The sequence below is a fragment of the Microbispora sp. ATCC PTA-5024 genome (assembly GCF_000511135.2).
Taxonomy (GTDB): domain Bacteria; phylum Actinomycetota; class Actinomycetes; order Streptosporangiales; family Streptosporangiaceae; genus Microbispora; species Microbispora corallina.
The window spans coordinates 1,368,373-1,386,625 of sequence record NZ_KI866522.1 but is presented as its reverse complement, the minus strand read 5'-3'; the positions used below and the strand labels follow the sequence as shown (position 1 = coordinate 1,386,625).

Below are 18,253 nucleotides of genomic sequence, written 5' to 3'. Positions count from 1 at the left end.
GCGAACGGCGTTCTCACGGGAACGTGTTCCCCGCCGCCGTCAGGGGAGGCGCGGGGCCCGCGTCAGCCGACGGGAAAGGAGGCGGGACGGGAGGCCTCCCCGTCCCCGGTCCGCTCGTTCGCCCTGAGCCCGGCCACGGCGTGCTCGGACGGGCCGGGCTCGGCCTGGCCGAGGACGAGGTACTGGCCGGGGGCGCTCCGCACGGCGAGCGCCTCGAAATGGAGGGTCAGCTCGCCCACCCGCCGGTGCCGTATCCGAATCGTGCCGGGGACCTTGAGCCCCACCTCGTGGCGGGCCCACAGGCGGCGGAAGTCCTCGCTCCCGTCCAGGAGTTCATCGATCAACGCCAGGAGGCGCGGGTCCTGGGGGTCGCCGCCGGCGACGGTGCGCAGATGCGCGGCGTTGGCCCGGGCCTCGCGCTCCCAATCCACGTAGAAGTCGCGCGAGGCGGGGTTGAGGAAGGTCATCCGGATCACGTTGCCCAGGGGCTCCAGCAGCCCTTCGTGGAGGGCCGCGGCCGGCGGGTTCTGGGCCAGCAGATCCATCCGGTCGTTCAGGATGAGCGCCGGCAGGTGATTCCAGCCCGCCATGAGCCGCAGCAGGTTGGGGGAGACCTGCCCGGACGTCCGTCTGCGGGGCCGGGGCCGCGTGAGCTCGTAGAGGTGGTTGACGGCCTCGGCGTCGAGGTCGAACACCCGTGCCAGGGCCTCCAGCACCTGTTCCGAAGGGCGCCGTTCTCTGCCTTGCTCCAGCCGGGTGTAGTACTCCGAGCTGACGCCGGCCAGCATGGCCACCTCCTCGCGGCGGAGGCCCGGAGTGCGCCGCCTGCCGGCGCTGAGGCCAACCTGGTCCGGACTCGTGGCGTGACGGCGGGCGCGGAGGAATTCACCCAGAAGTCGGTCACCGTCCATATTCGTACGTTATGTCGTATTTAGAGTGCGTAGGTAGGAGTGGCCCGGCCACCCAGCCCCCGAGGCGGATCACTGCGAGGGGAGCGGCTCCCGCCTATTCCGTGATCACCCGCAGCGTCCGGGGAGCCGCGTCCGCCGGGGCGGGCAGGCGCAGCGGGGCGCGGCCCGGCGTGAGGGAGCCGAGCGGGGTGCCGCGCCGCGCTCCGGTGCAGGAGGGCACCTGGCCGGGCAGTCCGTGCACGGTCAGGAACCCGAGCACCGCGAAGGCCAGCGCCTCCTTGGCGGCGGACGGCACCCCGAGGTCGTCGCTGGCCAGCAGCGGCACCGACGGCAGCTCCTCGCCGATCATCCGCATCATCGCCGGGTTGCGGGCGCCCCCGCCCGACACGACGAGCTCGGTGACGCCGTGGGCGCGGCAGGCGTCCGCCACGGTGACGGCGGTCAGCCGGGTGAGCGTCGCCAGCACGTCGTCCGGGGACGGCACGGGGTGCCCGGCCAGCGCCTCCAGCAGGTACGGCAGGTGGAAGTGCTCCTTGCCGGTGCTCTTCGGCGCGGGCCTGCGATAGTACGGATCGTCGAGCAGCGCGGCCAGGAGGCCCCTGTTCACCTGGCCGGCGGCCGCTCCCCGGCCGTCCTCGTCGTAGTCCCTGGCGCCGCCGCTGAAATGCCGCACCGCCGCGTCGAGCAGCGCGTTCGCCGGGCCGGTGTCGAACGCGACCGGGTCGCGCTCCGAAGGGACGACCGTGACGTTGGCGATGCCGCCGAGGTTGAGGGCGGCCGGGACGCCCTCGCGCGCCCGCAGCAGGAGCGTGTCGAGCATGCTGACGAGCGGCGCGCCCTGCCCGCCTGCGGCGACGTCCCGGCTGCGCAGGTCGGACACCACGGGGAGCCCCGTCGCCTCGGCGATCCAGGCCGGCTGCCCCAGTTGGAGGGTGCCGCGGACGACCCCGCCGTCCACCCAGTGGTACACCGTCTGGCCGTGCGAGACGACCAGGTCGGCCGCGCCCCCGCACAGCTCCGCGATCGCGCGGCCCGCGGCCCCGGCGAAGGCGTGGCCGATCTCGGCGTCCAGCCGGCAGACCTCCTCCGTTGTCGTGGCCGCCGGAGGCAGCACGGCGGCGATCCGTTCCCGCAGCCCGTCCGGGTACGGCAGGCTGAGCGCGCCCATCGGGCGCATCACCAGGGCGTCGCCCGCGAGCGTCAGGCCGGCCGCCGCCGCCTCGATGCCGTCGTACGACGTGCCCGACATCAGACCGATCACGCGCACGGCGGCTCCCCTCCGGTCACGTCGGCTCTTGACATGGCTGCCTCCGTACGGCCGTCAGGGCCTGGCCGCCCCTCCGGCGGCGGCGCCGTCGAGGGCGGTGGCCGGCTCCCGCTCAGGCGGGCGGTGGAACAGGCTCAGCGCGCCTCCCACGACGAGCGTGACGATCACTCCGATGGGGACGAGCCACTGCGCCGCGATGCCGGCGGACGTGGTGGTCCCGGCCGTGGTCACGTCGATCTTGACGCCGCGCACGACGAAGGTCATCACGGCCACGGTGACGAGGAAGGCGATCACGGAGTCGATCTCGTTGGCGCGCCGGACCAGCCGTCCCAGCAGGAACGCGCCCAGCAGCGCGCCGTACGTGTACCCGGCGATGGTGAGGCCGGTCAGGTAGACGTTGCCGGTGCTGTCGCTGAAGGCGCTCGCGAACACGGCCATCAGCACGGCCCATACCAATGTCATCACCCGGGCCAGCCTCAGCAGCGTCCGGTCCGACGGCGTACGGCGGAAGAAGCTGTGCATGACGTCCGAGACCGTCGAGTTGGACATGGAGTTCAGAGCGGACGACAGCGAGCCCATGGCCGCGCCGAGGATCCCGGCCACCAGCAGCCCCGAGATGCCGGCGGGCAGGGCGTGCAGGATGAAGTTCGGGTAGAGGTTGTCGGAGCTCTTCAGACCCAGCTCGCCGAAGGTCCGGCCCTGGTTGTACGACCACAGCAGCGCCCCGACGAGCGAGAACGCCGCGAACTGGAACGTGATGAACACCCCGGAGCCGATCATCGCCTTCTGGCTGTCGCGCAGGCTGGGGGTGGCCAGGATGCGCTGGACGATCAGCTGGTCGGAGCCGTGGCTCGCCATGGCGAAGATGGCGCCGCCGAGGATCGCCGTCGGCAGGGCGAAGGTGCTGGTCAGGATGTGGGCGAAGCCGAAGTCGGTGTCGAACAGCCGGAAGCGGCCCGCGTCCAGGGCGTCGGCGAAGCCCTGGCCGCCGACGTGCCCGGTGAGCACCACGATCGCCAGGACCGCGCCGCCGAGGTACAGGAGCATCTGGATGGCGTCGGTCCAGATGACGGCCTTGATGCCCCCCAGGTACGTGTAGACCACGGTGATCGCGGTCAGCACGACGATGATGACCAGGAAGCTCGTGTGCACGCCGAACTCGTCGAGCAGCAGCTTGATCGGGATCGCCGAGGCGAACAGCCGGACGCCCTCGGCGAGCAGCCGCGTGACGACGAACGTCACCGAGGCGAGCCCCTGCAGCTTCGGCCCGAACCGGTCGCCGAGGTACTGGTAGGCGCTGACGAAGCCGCCCCGCTTGTACAGCGGGATCAGGACCGTGGCGACGACGACCCGGCCGATGACGTAGCCGATCGCCAGCTCCACGTTGCCGAAGCCCTGGCCGCTGTAGGCGCCGCCGGGGACGCTGATGACGGTGAGCACGCTGGTCTCCGTGGCGACGACCGAGAAGCAGACGGTCCACCACGGCATGCGGCCCTCGCCGACGAAGTAGTCCTTCGCCGATTTCTGCCGTCCGGACAGGCGCAGCCCGATGACGGCGATCGCGACCAGGTACACGACGAGGACGACGAGGTCGAGACTTCGCACAGGTGCCTCCTTGCGACGAGCCGGCGGGACCACCGGTGGGGGGCTCGCACGATCCAGCGAGTATCCGAGCGGCGAACTGTGGATGTCAATAAGTAACGCGAAATCCTCTCCTTGGTACATTTTTGACCACCCAGGTGGCCCCGGCTACGCTGTCGCTCGTCCCCGCTCCGTTGGAGGAACGCATGTCTTCCCCGGCCTCGCCCGGCGATCCGGCCGAGCGGCCGCCCGCGTCTCCCGCGCCGCCCGCGTCTCCCACGTCGGGGGCATCGTCCGGGTCATCGGGATCCGCCGAGACGTCCGGGCCTGCGGAGTCTCCCGGGTCGCCCGCGGCGGAGGTCCTGGTACGGATCCGGGCGGCCCTGCCCTCGCTGGCGCCGGCCGAGCGCCGCGTCGCGGAGGCCGTCCTCGTCGACCCGGCCAGGGCCGCCCAGATGTCGATCAGCGAGCTGAGCGGCCGGGCGCAGACGTCGGTCACCACGGTGATGCGCTTCTGCCGGGCCGTCGGGCTGGGGAACTACCCCCAGTTGCGCCTCGCCCTGGCCGGCGCGGCGGCCCGCGAGGACGCCCTCGGCGGCGACCGGCCCCGGGTGAGCGCCGACATCAGCGCGACCGACTCGCTCGACGAGGTGGTCAACAAGATCATTTTCAACGAGGTGCGCGCGCTGGAGGAGACCGGCGCCGGGCTCGACGTCCGGATGCTGGGCCGGGCGGTCGACGCGGTCGCGCAGGCCCGGCGCGTCGACGTCTTCGGCGTCGGGGCGAGCGCCTTCGTCGGGCAGGACCTGCACCAGAAGCTCCACCGCATCGGCATGATGGCGTTCATCTGGACCGACGCGCACGCCGCGCTGACCGCGGCCGCGCTGCTCGGGCCCGGCGACGTCGCCATCGGGATCTCGCACTCGGGGGCGACGCTGGACACGGTCGACCCGCTCCAGGCCGCGGGCGAGCGGGGGGCGACGACCATCGCCCTCACCAACTACCCGAACTCGCTCCTCGGGGAGGGCGCCGACCTGGTGCTGAGCACGTCGGCCCGCGAGACGCCGTTCCGGTCGGGCGCGACGGTCAGCCGGATCGCGCAGCTCGCCGTGATCGACTGCCTGTTCGTCGGCGTGGCCCAGCGTCGGTTCGACGAGGCCGCCGCAGCCCTGGAGAGCACCTACAGCGCCATCCACTGGCGCACGCGCCGCTCGGCGGCCCGCCGGACGCCGGCGCACGAGTGACCTCTCTCCTCCCGCACGACCGCCGTACCGGAAAAGCCAGAAAGGACGCCCGCGCCGTGGATCTCAGCGCGCTCGGCACGGAAACCCGCAACGAGCGGACGGCCGACCTGGACCGCATGCCGGTGCCCGACCTGCTGGAGGCGATGAACGCCGAGGACCGCTCGGTGGCGCTCGCGGTGCGCGAGGCCCTTCCGCGGATCGGCGCCGCCGTCGACCTGATCACCGCCTCGCTGCGTGAGGGCGGCCGGCTCGTCTACCTCGGGGCCGGGACCAGCGGCCGTATCGGGCTGCTCGACGCGGTCGAGTGCCCGCCCACCTTCGGCACGCCGCCCGGCCAGGTGGTGGCGCTGGTCGCGGGCGGGCCGGACGCGTTCGCCGTCGCCGCCGAGGGCGCCGAGGACGACCCGCGCGGCGCCGCCGCCGACCTCGACCGGATCGGCGTGGGCGCCCGCGACACCGTCGTCGGCCTCACCGCCAGCGGCCGCACGCCGTACGTCGTGGGCGGCCTGGACCACGCCCGCTCGCTGGACGCCCGCACGGTCGCGGTGTCCTGCAACCGGGACGCCGTGGTCAGCGGGCACGCGGACGTCGCCATCGAGGTCGTCACCGGTCCCGAGGTGCTGACCGGGTCGACGCGGCTGAAGGCCGGCAGCGCCCAGAAAATGGTGTGCAACATGCTCTCGACCGCGTCGATGGTGCGTCTCGGCAAGGTCTACCGGAACCTCATGGTCGACGTCCGCCCGACCAACGACAAGCTCACCGACCGGGCCCGGCGGATCGTGGCGCAGGCCGCGGGCGCCGATCCGGAGACCGCCGCCCGCGCGCTCGAGGCGGCGGGCGGCCACGCGAAGACGGCCGTCGTGATGCTGCTGGCGCACTGCGACGCCGCGGAGGCGGCGGCCCGGCTCGACCGGTCGGGCGGCGACGTGCGCCGGGCCGCCGGCCTGGACTGACTCCTGCGAGGGATCAGCGGACGCAGCAGGTGGAGCAGGCGTCGGCGTCCGGCAGGGTGAGCCAGAGGCAGCAGGTGCGGCGCCGGTAGCCGTCGCCGTCCGCCGTGACCAGTCCGGCCACCGGCGGCCCGATCCGTTCCAGGAGCCGGGCCGCGTCCGCGTACGGCCCGAGGTCGAGCAGCGGGTGGACGACGGCCTCCGCCGTGGAGCCCCACAGGGTCCGCTCGCCCACCCGCGCCACCGCGCCCAATGCCCTGATCAGAGGGCGCTGGCCGTCCAGGAGCGCCTGCCGGATCGCCCCGGGGAGGTCGGGCACGACCAGCGTCCCGGGCTCGCCCGCCAGCGGGTCGTCCGGCCGCACGGCCACGGTCACCGTTGTGGCCGCGATCGTCACGCCCGCCGCGGACGGCCGGACCAGCGTGTCCGCGAACCGCATCAGCGGCACGCGGCGGCCGAGCGCCCATCCCAGGACCATCGGCATCGTGTGCCAGTAGCCGTACGTCTTCCACAGCAGCGCCGCACCCACGTGGCGCGGGGCCTTCCACCGGTCCGCCGTCTCGTCCACCAGCGCGAGGAGCCTGTCGTACGGCTCCCGCACGACCTCGGTGACGCGCGTCCAGCCGGTGGTGTCGCCCGCGACCAGCTGGGGCAGCACGCCGAGCACGCCGCCGCGCTCGCTCTCCAGGGTCCTCAGGCGGCCGGTCAGGGCGTCGAGCACCTGCTCAGCCGGCTTGATCGAGCCGGCGGCGGAGCTCCTCGGGCAGTTCGAGCGCCACCCCGGCCAGCGCCTCGTCCAGCTGCGTCACGCCGCTCACCCCGACGATCGGCGTGACGGCGGGCGACCCGCCGGTCAGCCACGCCAGCACCACCTGGTTGCGCGTGACTCCCAGCTCACCGGCCACCTCCGTCAGCGCCTCCAGGCGCCGCGCCGTCCCCGGATGGTCGTACGCCTCCGGCAGCGGCCGGTCGTCCCGCACGTAGAAGCCGTTGAGCAGGGCCGTGTAAGCCCACAGGTCGATCTCCGGGTGGCAGCCGACGTAGTCGATCACCTCCTCCGAGACCCAGCCGAAGCGGTGGTTCTGGTCGGGCACCGGCGAGTCGGGCCGCGGCCGGATGTACGAGGTGCGCAGCTGCAGCGCCGTGTACCCCGCCCACCCGGCGGTCGCGGCGATGTTCCGGGCCCGCTCCACCCGCCAGATCGGGTGGTTGGACGCGCCCAGCCGGCCGATCGTGCCGGCCTCGACCAGCTCGGCGAACGCCTCGACGGTCTCCTCCAGGGGCGCGGAGCGGTCCTCCATGTGCGCCCAGCAGATCTCGACGTGCTCGACGCCGAGGCGGCGGAGGCTGCCCTCGATTCCCGCCTTGATCGCCGGCGCCGACAGTCCCTCCCGGTTGGCGGGCCACCCGTCGGCTCCGGTCGTGGGCTCGGCGCCCACCTTCGTGCTGATGGACACCCGGTCGCGCGCTCCGGGGCGGCTCGCCAGCCACTCCCCGATGACGCGCTCGCTCTGCCCGCCGTAGCCGCTGGGGTCGGCCCAGAAGGAGTAGCAGTCCGCGGTGTCGATCAGGGTGCCGCCCGCGTCGACGAACCGGTCCAGCACCTCCCGCGAGGCCCGTCCGTCAAGGCGGGTGCCGAAGTACATCGTCCCCAAAGCCAGATTCACCTGCGCCATGGCACGCTCCCCACTCGTGTCCCGGGTCGGATCTCCGGTAGGGAAGTCTGACATTCCGGTCCACACGATGTCGATCTAGGAGTGTTCCGGGCCGGTGCCGGCGAAGGCTCCTCATCCCGGTTCAGGAGCACCCCTGCGCCAGGTGGCCGGGCACGCCGGAGGGGGTCTCGTTCTCGTGCGGCCGGACACCGCCCGCGGAGCGCATCCCGTCGCCGGCCGGGGGAGGCATTCGCGTTCTGCCCCGATCCGCGTGCTACGCAGCGCCACGCCCACCCTGAGTGTCAGGAGTCGAGGGCGTGGCTGAGGAAGCGTTCACCGATCTCGGTGATGTCCTCGGTGGTCCATTCGAGAGCGGGTGCGGCCACGGTGATCTCGGTCATCGCCATGCCCGGCACCGCTGTTTCCTGCCATCCGGCGACGAACCACACCTTCTCCTGCTCGGCGAGTGCCAGGGCAGCGTCGTTGAGCGCCTGCGCCGGGTGAGGCAGCCAGAGGCGGAATCGATGGGTGTGCGGAGGTTCTGGATACACCCGCGCGCCGGGAAGCGCGGTGAGTGCCGCAGCGACTGTTCGCGCGTGGCGCACATACTCGGGGATGCGGGGCAGTTCCCTGGCGAGGCCGGCGAGTGCGGTCAGAGCGGCTGGCCATTGCTGGAACACCTCGCCGCCGTAGCGGTGCCGCCAGATGCGGGCGTAGGAGGCGAGCTCGGTGGTGCCCGCGAGTGCCGCCCCGCTGATACCGCCGATCGTCTTGTAGAACGAGACGTAGGTGCTGTCGGCGAGGTCGGCGATCTCGCCGAGGGTGTGTGCCAGGTGTGGGGTGGATTCCCAGATTCGGGCGCCGTCGAAATGTACCCGGGCGCCGATGGCGCGCGCCGCAGCGGATACGGCGACCAGCTCGTCCCAGCCGGGGAGGACGAAGCCGGCGTCGCGCAGCGGCAGTTCGATGACGACGGTGCTCACGGGTTCGGCGAGCGCGGTGATCTCCTCTGCCGTGGGGTTGCGGGGTGCGGTGGTCGGCCAGGTGCTGCGCAGGCCGCTCAGGTGGGCGTAGGCGTGCCGCTCGTCCACCTCCAGGTGGCCGATCGGGTGCAGGGCGACCGTGGGGTGGCCGGTGCGTTCAGCGCCGTAGCGCAGCGCGACCTGTTGGGCCATCGTGCCGGTGGGGAAGAAGACGGCGGCCTCGGTTCCTAGTAGGTCTGCCACGCGTTCTTCGAGCGTGTTGACTGGGCCGTCGCCGTAGAAGTCGGGCTGATCGTCCAGGTCACCACCCGCGTCCATGTCCGCGAGCCGATCCCTCATGGTCGGGGGCCGGATACCGGAAAGAATTCGGTCGCAGGCGCGCAGTGCGGCAAGCCGACGCTGCCGGGTGTTGTGGGACATCGGCGGATAGTCACAGGTCAGCGCATTAGGGTCAAGCGATTTTTCCCGGCGGCAGGCGATCAGCGCCGCGCGCTCAATTGCCGCCGAGCGGTCGCTACGACGACCGCATCTGCGGCAGAGACACCGGCGACCAGGTACGGAGCTCTGCTCACCGGACGACCTGCCCCAGTCGGAGTCGGCCGGGCTGGACGACATCGGCGTAGGTCCCGAAGCAGGCTGCCCGCCCGAGCCCGGCCACCGGGATGCGGTAGTGCCGGGCCAGGGCGCTCAGCACCGAGAGGTCGGCCGGCAGTCCGGTCTGGGAGAGTCCGGGAACGACGCACCTCGGAGTGGGCAGTGTCACCCGCAGCACGGCATCACCCAGACGTAGTTCCTGCCCCGGTTCGGGGTCGTGCGGCGCGTCGATCACCAGGTTCGGGCGGAACCGTGCCGCGGCCACACTGGCGCCTGCCATGCGCTGACCAAGCAGAGACAGCGCGCCGGTGGTCACGATGTGAACGGCGCCGAAGTCGACGAACCGGCCGACCTGCCTCGCGCCTGCGATCGCTGTGATGGTTTCCTGACCGGGGCGGGCACCGCCCATCCAATCCGGCACCATGCCGATGTCATCAGGCAGCGTCCGGTGCAGCCTCGCATCGGGCGGCACGTCCCGGCTCAGCCGCACCGGGCGGCCCAGGTGGTGGCTGAGTGCGGCATCCGCCGCGGCGCTTCCGGCCGGCAGCGACGTGCCGTCGACATGCAGCGTCAGAGCCGTCTCCGGGCCGTCATCCCGCATGCTCGTACCGACATCGAGCAGGCGCCCCCATCGTCGTGGGTCTTTGGCGCTGCCGACTGTCCCGTCGAGGCGGTCGATACAGGCCCACGTCCGGTCGCCGCGCAGACCGTTCGGCTCGACGTCAGCCGCGTCGAGAACCTCGCCCCGGGCGCTCTTGAGCGGATAGCGCCGGAGCGCGACAACCGTCTGCATGACGATCATGCTGCCACGCCTGCCTGACACCTCGGAGGCTGGTGGCACGACGAACTTCCGCCGCAAAGCACTCGTCACAGAGGGTGGCGCCAACGCCGCCAGCGCTCGGGAAAGACGTGTGAGGCCGTTGGCTGAGCCTTCCAGGCTGATCTTGCAGCCCAGGGCAGGTGCGGCCCGCAGATCGATGAGAGCGAGGCTCCCGGTAAGACAGCGTCGACCAAGATCCGATGCCCCGGCCAGGAGCCTCGCCTGTGCTGTCCTACCCTTCCACCATCCCGCTTGCGCCGAGCCCCGCAGTGCCGGTGAGGCCCACACCAGCCGGCCGGCAGCGTCGGCGATGACCTGCACGTTCACGCCGTGCCGCTTGTGCTTACCGGAGTAATACGGCCTCTGGTCTGCCACCCGGTCGATCGGAATCAGCGTGCCGTCCAGGATCGCGTACGCCAAGCGGCGGCAGGGAGCCTTCGGCCACAGCGTGGCGGCCGCCGTGAGCCGTCCGGCACCGTCAAGGGTGGCGCCGGTCGCGGCCTCGGCCTGTCGTGACGACGCCGCCGGCGGGCTGCTCAGTCGGACCTAGTAACTATTCGCCCGAGACGGCACCAGACGTGATGGTGTGTCGCTGTAGGAGGTACAGGGGAGTCAGGGCATGGCTTCGCGGGCCCGCCGATTTCTGCCCGGGGGCGGCCGAGGGTGCTGTGTGCGGGGTGTCCACGTGGACCAGGTGGACGCGCTCGTATTTTCCGCGCTTGTCTGAGCTGGGAAAATAGGCACCGCGGCCGCCAAAATACGCCTGGCACGGCTGGAGATTCCGACCGCGGCCGGCGGATCCGCGCGGGGAGCTGGTCCAGGTTCCGGCGACAGGGATCCGATGCGGTTCGGGAAGATCTCCTGCACCTCGGTCGGACCGATTTTCCGGCCCATTACGAGGCTGGCCGCCTCCCGGGGTTCCTGACGCGCCTGCGGCGTGTCACTGATCCGGAATCCGCAGGTCGCACCCCATCATGGGTGCGTCCAGCGCGGGCCGATCGTGCTCGCGTCGTCGCGTCTTCGGGGGAATGCGCACATGGGGATTCCGGTCACGGCCGTCGCGGGGCTCGCCGCCGCACTCAGCCTGGCGACATCCGGTACGGCACCGGTCTGTGCGCCGTCCCGTACGGCGACGGGGTGCGCGGGGTCCGGCGTGCCAGGCGCGGCGGGTGGACCGACGTCCACGCCCACGGCGTCCGCCGTCATGACACCGCCGCCCGTGCCCACGCCGTCACCCGCACCGGGGCTCACGCCCGCGCCGGGGCTCACGCCCGCGCCGGGGCTCACGCCCGCGCCGGCTGCGATGCCGGTGCCCACATTTGCGGCGGCTCCGACGCCGCTGCCGTCGCCCTCGGCGCCCGCCACCGTGACGCCGTCGCCCGCGCCCACGGCGCCGCCGCCGGCCTCGGCTGACGCCGCCTTCGCGGCCGGCATGCTCGCCGAGCACAACGCGTACCGGGCCCGGCACGGCTCGCCCCCGCTGTCGCTCGACCCGGCGTTGACCGCCTTCGCCGCCGACTGGGCGAGGACGATCGCGGCCGCCGGCACGTTGAAGCACTCCACCGCCCCGCAGCTCGGCTACGGCGAGAACCTCTACTGGGGGGCGCCGGCCCAGCCCACGCCCGCCGCGATCGTGAAGGCCTGGTACGACCGGATCGCCTCCTACGACTGGAGCAAGCCGGGCTACGACCGCACCTCCGGCCCGTTCACGCAGGTCGTGTGGAAGAGCAGCACCCGGCTCGGCGTCGGCCTGGCCAGGAGCGCCCACGGCGGATGGTACGCCGTGGCCGTGTACGCCCCGGGGGGCAACGTCATCGGCCAGTACGTCGACAACGTCCCGCGTCCCCTCTGATCCGCCCGGTCGAGCCCGATCCCACTCCGACCACGGGCGCCATCGCGTCGAGCCGCTGATCACGCCTATAGAGGAGGACGACACGGACTCCAGTGAGATGAGCGGCCGCCTGCCGGCCGGCGCGAAGAGCCCGAAGCCCGCCGACGCCTCTCCGCCGCCCGCCGAGAAGCTGAACACCGGAGCGGCGAAGAAGAAGGCGGGCCAGAGCTAGAAGACCGCGGACCAGGCCGCCGCGCCCGCCGGGGTCGTGTACTCACGACCCCGGCGGGACGGCGTGTGGTCCCACTCACGTTCGCCGGTATTGTTCTTGTGTTATCGAGCCGGCGCGATGAGGGGCGGGAAGGTGTCACTCTCGGTGAGACCCGAGCCCCGCGATCCGCGCGGCGCGAGCGTGCTGCCCGTCCTTCCCGGGGGGCGCGGGCACGCCGGCCCGGGCCGTCTGGACGTGTCGATCAGCCCGCGCCTGCCCGTGACGGAGGAGCCGCAGCCGCCCCCCTCGGACGAGCCGCCGCCGCTGCTCCTCGTCGAGGACGACGCCGGCGACGCCCTCCTCGTGGAGGAGCTTCTGGCCGACAGCGGGCTGAAGATGCGCCTGCTGTGGGCGCGCAGCCTCGACCAGGCACGCGACCTGCTGGCCGCGAACTCGCCCCGCTGCGTTCTGCTGGACCTGCACCTGCCCGACGCGCACGGCCTCCAGGCGCTCGGCACCCTGCGGCAGCAGGCCTCCCACATCCCCGTCGTCGTGCTCACCGGCCTCGCCGAGGAGTCGGCCGGGCTGGACGCGGTGGCCGCGGGCGCGCAGGACTACCTGGTCAAGGGCAAGGTCGAACCCGACCTGTTCGGCCGGACCGTGCGGTACGCGATGCAGCGCAAGCAGGCCGAGCAGGTGTCCGCCGCCCTGCAGGCCAGCCGGATCCACGCCCAGGAGAACGCCCGCCTGGAGCGCGGCCTGCTGCCCGTGCCGCTGCTGCGCGGCGCCGGCGACGTGGACGTGGTGGCGCGCTACCGGCCGGGCCGCGCCCAGACGCTCCTGGGCGGTGACTTCTACGACGTCGTCCAACTGGCGGACGGCAGCGTGCACGCGCTGATCGGCGACGTGTCCGGGCACGGCCCCGACGAGGCGGCGCTCGGCGTGGGGCTGCGGATCGCCTGGCGCACCCTCGTGATCAACGGGACGTTCGGCCCCCGGCAGCTGGACATGCTGCAGGAGTTGCTGATCGCGGAGCGGCCCGGCGGCCAGGTCTTCGCCACCGTGACCAGCCTCGTGCTGTCACCCGACAGGCGCGCCGCGACCGTGTTGCGGGCGGGCCACCCCGGCATGCTCGTGCGCTCACCGGCGGGAGTGGACCTCGTCGTGCCTCCCGGCGGCCCGGCCCTCGGGCTGCTCCCCGGGGTCGTGGTCTTCACGGTCCACGAGATGGAGCTGCCGCCCGACGCGGAGATCGTCCTGTTCACCGACGGCCTGTACGAGGGACGCGTCGGCCCCGCGGGGGAGCGGCTGGGCGAGGACGGCCTGCTGGCCCTGGCCCGGGAGGCGGCCGGGCTGCCTCCGCAGGAGTTCGTCGACACGCTGCTCCGCCGGGCCGAGGCGCTGTCGGAGGACTACGGCGGCCTGGCCGACGACGTGGCCCTCGTGCATCTGCAGTGGAGCAAGGAAGCGGACACCACCCGATGACGACACCCTCGACATCGACACCCCTGACCCCCTCGGCGCCGGCGACGTCGACCGTGCCGGCGGGCCCGGAGGAGTCGCGCGCACCGGCCGCGCCGCCGGACGCCGCGCCCCACGACGCCCAGGGGCCGGTCCCGCTGCTCCGGCGGACCACGGTCCAGGGCTGGTTCCAGATCGTCCTGGGCCTGATGATCCTGCTGGTGGTCGGCGGCACCGTGGTCGGGGCGCGCCTGCTCGCCGACACCACCCGGGTCTCCGACTACGTGATCTCGACGCTCGGACCTGCCAGGGTCGACGCGTACCGGCTGCAGACCGCGCTGCTCGACCAGGAGACCGGGGCGCGCGGCTACGCCATCGCCGCCCAGCCGCCCTTCCTCCAGCCGTACACGGCGGGCAAGCAGGCCGAGGCCGAGGCGGCGGCCCGGCTGCGGGCCCTGCTGAGCGGCCAGTCGTCCCTGCTGGCCGACCTCGAGTCGATCGAGGCGGCGGGAGCCGGGTGGCGGCGGTCGTACGCCGAGCCGCTGATCGCCTCGGTCACGGTGGGCGCGCCCCGGCCGATCGACACGGCCACCGCCGACCGCGGCAAGGCCGCGTTCGATCGCATCCGCGTCCTGCTGAACGCGCAGACCGCCCACCTGGACCAGGCGCGCACCCGGGGGATGGAGCAGCTCCGGCACATCCGCACCGTCCGGAGCTACGTGCTGGGCGCGCTGGTCGCCGTGTTCGTCCTCGCCGCGATCGTGCTGGGCGTGCTGCTCAACCTGCTGGTCGCCCGGCCGCTGTGGCGGCTGCGCGTCGCGTCCCGGCGGGTGGCGGACGGCGAGTTCACCCACCGCATCACCCCGCAGGGTCCGGCCGACCTCAGGGCCATGGCCGACGACGTGGAGAACATGCGGCGGCGCATCGTCGCCGAGCTCCAGGCGTCGCAGGCGCAGCAGGAGGCCCTGGCCCGCCAGGCGGCGGACCTCGACGCCCAGGCGGCCGAGTTGCGCCGTTCCAACGGCGAGCTCGAGCAGTTCGCCTACGTCGCCTCGCACGACCTGCAGGAGCCGCTGCGCAAGGTGGCGTCCTTCTGCCAGATGCTCGAACGCCGTTACCGCGACAAGCTCGACGAACGCGGCGTGCAGTACATCGACTTCGCCGTGGACGGCGCCAAGCGCATGCAGGTCCTCATCAACGACCTGCTCACCTTCTCCCGCGTCGGCCGCCTCAACGACGCCCGGGCCGACGTGGCGCTCGACCAGGTGGTGGACAAGGCGCTGGCCAACCTCGCCGCGGCCGTCGAGGAGTCCGGCGCCCGGATCGAGCGGCCGGACGAGCTGCCCCGCGTCGTCGGGGACCCCGCGCTGCTCGCCATGCTGTGGCAGAACCTCATCGGCAACGCCGTCAAGTTCCGGCACCCCGAGCGTCCGCCCGTCGTGCGCATCGACTGCGAGCCCGACGCCGAGCGGGCCTTCTGGGTCTTCGGCGTCGCGGACAACGGCATCGGCATTCCCGAGGAGTTCAACGAGAAGGTCTTCGTCATCTTCCAGCGGCTCCACAGCCGCGACCAGTACACCGGCACCGGCATCGGCCTCGCGCTGTGCAAGAAGATCGTCGAGCACCACGGGGGCCGCATCTGGATCGACACCGGCTACACCGGCGGCACCCGTTTCTGCTTCACTATGCCCATCAGCGCACCCACCACCACGGCCACCGCATCCACCACCGCATCCACCACCGCCGCCAGCGTGACCAGCGCACAGGCCCGCCCCCCGGCCGCCGGCATCGAAGGGACATCCGAATGACGGCCCCCACCGAGCCCATCGACGTCCTGCTCGTCGAGGACGACCCGGGTGACGAGCTCATGACGCGCGAGGCGTTCGAGGACAACAAGATCGGCAACACGCTGCACGTCGTCCGCGACGGCGAGGAGGCGCTCGACTTCCTCTACCGGCGGGGACAGCACGCCGACGCGCCGCGGCCCGGCCTCATCCTCCTCGATCTCAACCTGCCGAAGTACGACGGCCGGGAGGTCCTGCAGCGCGTCAAGTCCGACCCGGACCTGTCGCACATCCCCGTCGTCGTGCTGACCACCTCGGCCGCCGAGGAGGACATCCTGCGCAGCTACAAGCTGCACGCCAACGCGTACGTCACCAAGCCGGTCGACCTCGACCGGTTCATCTCGGCCGTCCAGCAGATCGACGAGTTCTTCGTCCAGGTGGTGCGGCTGCCGCGCCTCTGACGGCGGCGCAGGCCCCCGCGGCGGGGCCGGTGCGGTCATGCGACGACCGGCCTTCCGCGGCCTCAGGCGCCGGTGGTCCCGATGAGGTGGCCGACGAGGTACACGACCAGGGCGGCGCCTCCCCCCACGAGGAGCTGACGACCGCCGGAGCGCAGCGGACCGCGGCCGTTCAGCAGGCCGAGGGCGGCGCCGACCGCGAACAGGGCGACCGCCGCGAGGCCGATGGCCACGACGGGCGCCGCCGGGCCCGCGCCGAACAGGTACGGCAGGACGGCGACGACGGCCCCGGCGGCGAACGCGGCGAAGCTGGACAGCGCCGCCCCCCACGGAGACCCGAGGTCGTCGGGGTCGAGGCCGAGCTCCTCGCGGGCCATCGTGTCCAGGGCCGCCTCGCGGTCCTTCATGATCGTCGTGGCGACGCGCTCGGCCTCGTCGGCGTCCAGGCCCTTGGCCCGGTAGATCAGCGCCAGCTCCTCCGCCTCGGCCTCCGGGTCGTCGCGGAGCTCTTCCGACTCCAGGGCGATCTCGCGCTCGTAGGCCTCCCGCTGGCTGCGCATGGAGACGTACTCCCCGGCGGCCATCGAGAACGCTCCGGCGAGCAGACCGGCGAGCCCGGCGAACAGGACCGTCCTGCCTGCGGCCCCCGACCCGGCGAAGCCCATGACGAGCGAGGTGTTGGAGACCAGGCCGTCGTTGACGCCGAACACGGCGGCCCGCAGCGTCCCGGAGCGGTCGCCGCGGTGCCACCGCTCATGACGGGCGATCTCGCGGCCTCCGGCGCCGCCCGCGTCGCGCAGCCGGGTGAGCACCCGCGCATGGGACCGCTCGTCGACGGCCATGCCGGGCGCGGCGTCGGGGTCGCCGTCGTAGAGGCCGGCGTCCGCGTGCTCGGCCCGCTCGACGAGCGGCAGCACGACGTCGGCCGAGAACCGGCGGGCCAGCGCGGACAGCAGCCGGACGCGCAACCCGGGACGCCCGGCCCCGGGGACGTCCTCGCCGAGCGCGGCGAGCTTGGCCGCCCAGTGGGCGGCGTGCCGTTCCTCGACGGCGGCGAGCTCCGTCAGGATCCGCCGCCGCTCGCCCGCGGCCCCGGCGGCGAGACCCCGGTAGAGGGCCGCGCTCCGCCGCTCCGACCGGAGGAGGTCGCGGTAGCGGGCGGCCGCCCGCCGGTCGCGCCCGGCGGGGATGTCGCGGGTCTCAGTGCTCATGGGCTGTGTCTCCTCCTCCGTCCGCGTCCAGGCACCGGCGGCAGGTGCCCCGGAAGACGACCTGGGCCTCGTCGACGGCTCCCACGTCCTCGCCCGGTGTGAGGCAGGGACGCGCCCCGGCGAGGCAGGCGACGTCGCTCACCCCGCCGCACCGCCCGCACACGAAGTGGTGGTGCCAGGTCTCCGCGACCTCGTAGACGATCGCGCCACGCCCCACGTCGGCCCGCATCACGAGGCCGGCGTCGGCGAGCGCCGTCAGGGAGTTGTAGACGCTCGTCCGGGGCAGCGCGACGTCGTTCCTGGCCAGGTGGGCGTGCACCTCGTCGGCCGTGTGGTGCCCGCGCATCGCCTCCAGCGCGCCGATCACCGCGACCCGCGGCCGCGTGACCCGCAGCCCGGCCTCCCGCATCCGCGTCCCGGCCTCGCCCGCCACCGTGTCGTCCTCCGGCTTGTTTGTACTTTGTCCAAGTATAAGTCAGGTAGGGGAGCCGGGCGTCCCGTGGCCGAGCCGGTGCACCGCGTACGCCCGGACGGCCTCCGCCAGCCAGGGCGGAAGGAGCGGATCCACGTTCGCGACCATGGCGCGCTGTTCGGGGTTGTCGAGGACGAGGTCCCCGAGGGCGTGGTAGGCCGCTGCATCGGCGGGCCACAGGGCGCAGATCGCCTGGTGATGCTCCGACACGAGGTCGAGCGCCTCGGGGTCGCCGGGGGCCACGCCGCGTTCCCGCGCCCGCGACATGCTCGCGAACAGGCGCCGTCCGCGCTCCGCGGCCCGCTCGTAGTCCTCCCGGGTCCATCCGCTCGTGGCCTGTCCGGCGGCGGACAGGTGGCCGCCCGCCCCGTCGCCGTACCGGATGGCGAGGTCCTCGCGGAAGCGGTTCCTGGCTTCCGCCAGGCCGGTGAAGAATTCCTCGTCGCCGATGGGCGCCCTGCCGGAGAGGGCCGCGATCGTGCGGTCGATGGTGCTGAGGACCTGGTCCAGGCGCTCGCGTTCGGCCGCCACCTGCTCGCGATGGCGGCGCAGGGCCGTGAGCTCGTCGGTCTCACCGTCGAGCGTCCTCGCGACGGCCTCCAGCGGCATGCCGAGCCCGCGCAGCAGCAGGACGCGCTGGAGCCGCAGCAGCTCCCGGCGTCCGTACCAGCGGTAGCCGTTCCCGGAGACGCGCGACGGCGCCAGGAGCCCTATGTCGTGGTAGTGCCTCAGGGTCCGGGACGAGACGCCGGCCATGCGCGCGACCTGGCTGATGGAGTACTCCACGCCCGGAGATTAGCGGTGGACCTTCTCGTTACGT

General features: G+C 72.9%; 16 protein-coding genes and 1 pseudogene. 6 read left to right on the top strand and 11 right to left on the bottom strand.

The features are described 5' to 3' along the window. Positions 1-62: 62 nt before the first annotated feature. From MPTA5024_RS06260 to MPTA5024_RS06250, 3 genes are all read right to left on the bottom strand, one after another. Positions 63-911: a helix-turn-helix transcriptional regulator gene (locus MPTA5024_RS06260; protein WP_051457758.1), complete on the bottom strand. Its 849-nt coding sequence runs from the start codon at positions 909-911 to the stop codon at positions 63-65. 94 nt (positions 912-1,005) lie between these two features. Then, a complete protein-coding gene (locus MPTA5024_RS06255; RefSeq protein WP_036320683.1) occupies positions 1,006-2,178 on the bottom strand; it encodes an anhydro-N-acetylmuramic acid kinase in 1,173 nt (390 codons plus the stop codon). Positions 2,179-2,232: 54 nt separating this feature from the next. Further along, positions 2,233-3,783 carry a sodium:solute symporter gene (locus MPTA5024_RS06250; protein ID WP_036320681.1) on the bottom strand — a complete coding sequence of 517 codons (1,551 nt, stop codon included), beginning with the start codon at positions 3,781-3,783 and terminating at the stop codon, positions 2,233-2,235. A gap of 182 nt (positions 3,784-3,965) precedes the next feature. On the opposite strand from MPTA5024_RS06250, the gene MPTA5024_RS06245 reads away from it, so the two are divergent. Beyond that, positions 3,966-5,003: a MurR/RpiR family transcriptional regulator gene (locus MPTA5024_RS06245; protein WP_084369448.1), complete on the top strand. Its 1,038-nt coding sequence runs from the start codon at positions 3,966-3,968 to the stop codon at positions 5,001-5,003. Next, positions 5,000-5,956, top strand: coding sequence for an N-acetylmuramic acid 6-phosphate etherase (gene murQ / locus MPTA5024_RS06240; protein ID WP_269750547.1), 957 nt, complete (start codon positions 5,000-5,002; stop codon positions 5,954-5,956). The genes MPTA5024_RS06245 and murQ overlap by 4 nt, the downstream gene beginning before the upstream one ends. Before the next feature lie 13 nt (positions 5,957-5,969). On the opposite strand, the gene MPTA5024_RS06235 is transcribed toward murQ, so the two are convergent. The 5 genes and pseudogenes from MPTA5024_RS06235 to MPTA5024_RS43255 form a co-directional block, all read right to left on the bottom strand. Then, complete coding sequence (locus MPTA5024_RS06235; protein ID WP_051457757.1) at positions 5,970-6,674, bottom strand: (2Fe-2S)-binding protein; 705 nt, start codon at positions 6,672-6,674, stop codon at positions 5,970-5,972. A 4-nt stretch (positions 6,675-6,678) separates the two neighbouring features. Next, on the bottom strand, positions 6,679-7,629 hold the full coding sequence (locus MPTA5024_RS06230; RefSeq protein ID WP_036320674.1) for an aldo/keto reductase: 951 nt from the start codon (positions 7,627-7,629) through the stop codon (positions 6,679-6,681). Between the two features lie 281 nt (positions 7,630-7,910). Next, complete coding sequence (locus MPTA5024_RS06225) at positions 7,911-9,011, bottom strand: threonine aldolase family protein (protein WP_036320672.1); 1,101 nt, start codon at positions 9,009-9,011, stop codon at positions 7,911-7,913. A 148-nt stretch (positions 9,012-9,159) separates the two neighbouring features. Beyond that, positions 9,160-10,008, bottom strand: coding sequence for an MOSC domain-containing protein (locus MPTA5024_RS43260; RefSeq protein ID WP_442922043.1), 849 nt, complete (start codon positions 10,006-10,008; stop codon positions 9,160-9,162). A gap of 255 nt (positions 10,009-10,263) precedes the next feature. Beyond that, positions 10,264-10,428, bottom strand: a pseudogene (locus MPTA5024_RS43255) (transposase family protein); the annotation flags it as partial. Between the two features lie 886 nt (positions 10,429-11,314). On the opposite strand from MPTA5024_RS43255, the gene MPTA5024_RS06210 reads away from it, so the two are divergent. From MPTA5024_RS06210 to MPTA5024_RS06195, 4 genes are all read left to right on the top strand, one after another. Further along, a complete protein-coding gene (locus tag MPTA5024_RS06210; protein ID WP_198166965.1) occupies positions 11,315-11,857 on the top strand; it encodes a CAP family protein in 543 nt (180 codons plus the stop codon). Between the two features lie 355 nt (positions 11,858-12,212). Further along, positions 12,213-13,532 (top strand): PP2C family protein-serine/threonine phosphatase, encoded by a 1,320-nt coding sequence (locus MPTA5024_RS06205; RefSeq protein WP_232326236.1) that lies wholly within the window; start codon positions 12,213-12,215, stop codon positions 13,530-13,532. Continuing rightward, positions 13,529-15,316, top strand: a complete 1,788-nt coding sequence (locus tag MPTA5024_RS06200; protein WP_063794625.1) for a sensor histidine kinase — start codon at positions 13,529-13,531, stop codon at positions 15,314-15,316. Before MPTA5024_RS06205 ends, MPTA5024_RS06200 begins: the two co-directional genes overlap by 4 nt. Next, positions 15,313-15,753 (top strand): response regulator, encoded by a 441-nt coding sequence (locus MPTA5024_RS06195; protein ID WP_036320666.1) that lies wholly within the window; start codon positions 15,313-15,315, stop codon positions 15,751-15,753. Before MPTA5024_RS06200 ends, MPTA5024_RS06195 begins: the two co-directional genes overlap by 4 nt. Before the next feature lie 62 nt (positions 15,754-15,815). Here the strand turns inward: MPTA5024_RS06195 and MPTA5024_RS06190 are convergent, their stop codons facing one another. From MPTA5024_RS06190 to MPTA5024_RS06180, 3 genes are read right to left on the bottom strand one after another with little or no spacing between them, the layout of a single operon-like run. After that, entirely contained in the window at positions 15,816-16,961 is a 1,146-nt protein-coding gene (locus tag MPTA5024_RS06190; protein ID WP_051457755.1) for a VIT1/CCC1 transporter family protein, read from the bottom strand. Further along, entirely contained in the window at positions 16,951-17,394 is a 444-nt protein-coding gene (locus tag MPTA5024_RS06185) for a Fur family transcriptional regulator (RefSeq protein ID WP_036320663.1), read from the bottom strand. The genes MPTA5024_RS06190 and MPTA5024_RS06185 overlap by 11 nt, the downstream gene beginning before the upstream one ends. A gap of 42 nt (positions 17,395-17,436) precedes the next feature. Then, entirely contained in the window at positions 17,437-18,219 is a 783-nt protein-coding gene (locus MPTA5024_RS06180; protein WP_051457754.1) for a MerR family transcriptional regulator, read from the bottom strand. Positions 18,220-18,253 lie beyond the last annotated feature (34 nt).

Bases quoted from the DNA above. Each gene is read 5' to 3' on its own strand.
- MPTA5024_RS06260 (WP_051457758.1), bottom strand. From the start codon at position 911: ATGGACGGTGACCGACTTCTGGGTGAATTCCTCCGCGCCCGCCGTCAC.
- MPTA5024_RS06230 (WP_036320674.1), bottom strand. From the start codon at position 7,629: ATGGCGCAGGTGAATCTGGCTTTGGGGACGATGTACTTCGGCACCCGC.
- MPTA5024_RS06225 (WP_036320672.1), bottom strand. From the start codon at position 9,011: ATGTCCCACAACACCCGGCAGCGTCGGCTTGCCGCACTGCGCGCCTGC.
- MPTA5024_RS06195 (WP_036320666.1), top strand. From the start codon at position 15,313: ATGACGGCCCCCACCGAGCCCATCGACGTCCTGCTCGTCGAGGACGAC.
- MPTA5024_RS06190 (WP_051457755.1), bottom strand. From the start codon at position 16,961: ATGAGCACTGAGACCCGCGACATCCCCGCCGGGCGCGACCGGCGGGCG.
- MPTA5024_RS06200 (WP_063794625.1), top strand. From the start codon at position 13,529: ATGACGACACCCTCGACATCGACACCCCTGACCCCCTCGGCGCCGGCG.
- MPTA5024_RS06245 (WP_084369448.1), top strand. From the start codon at position 3,966: ATGTCTTCCCCGGCCTCGCCCGGCGATCCGGCCGAGCGGCCGCCCGCG.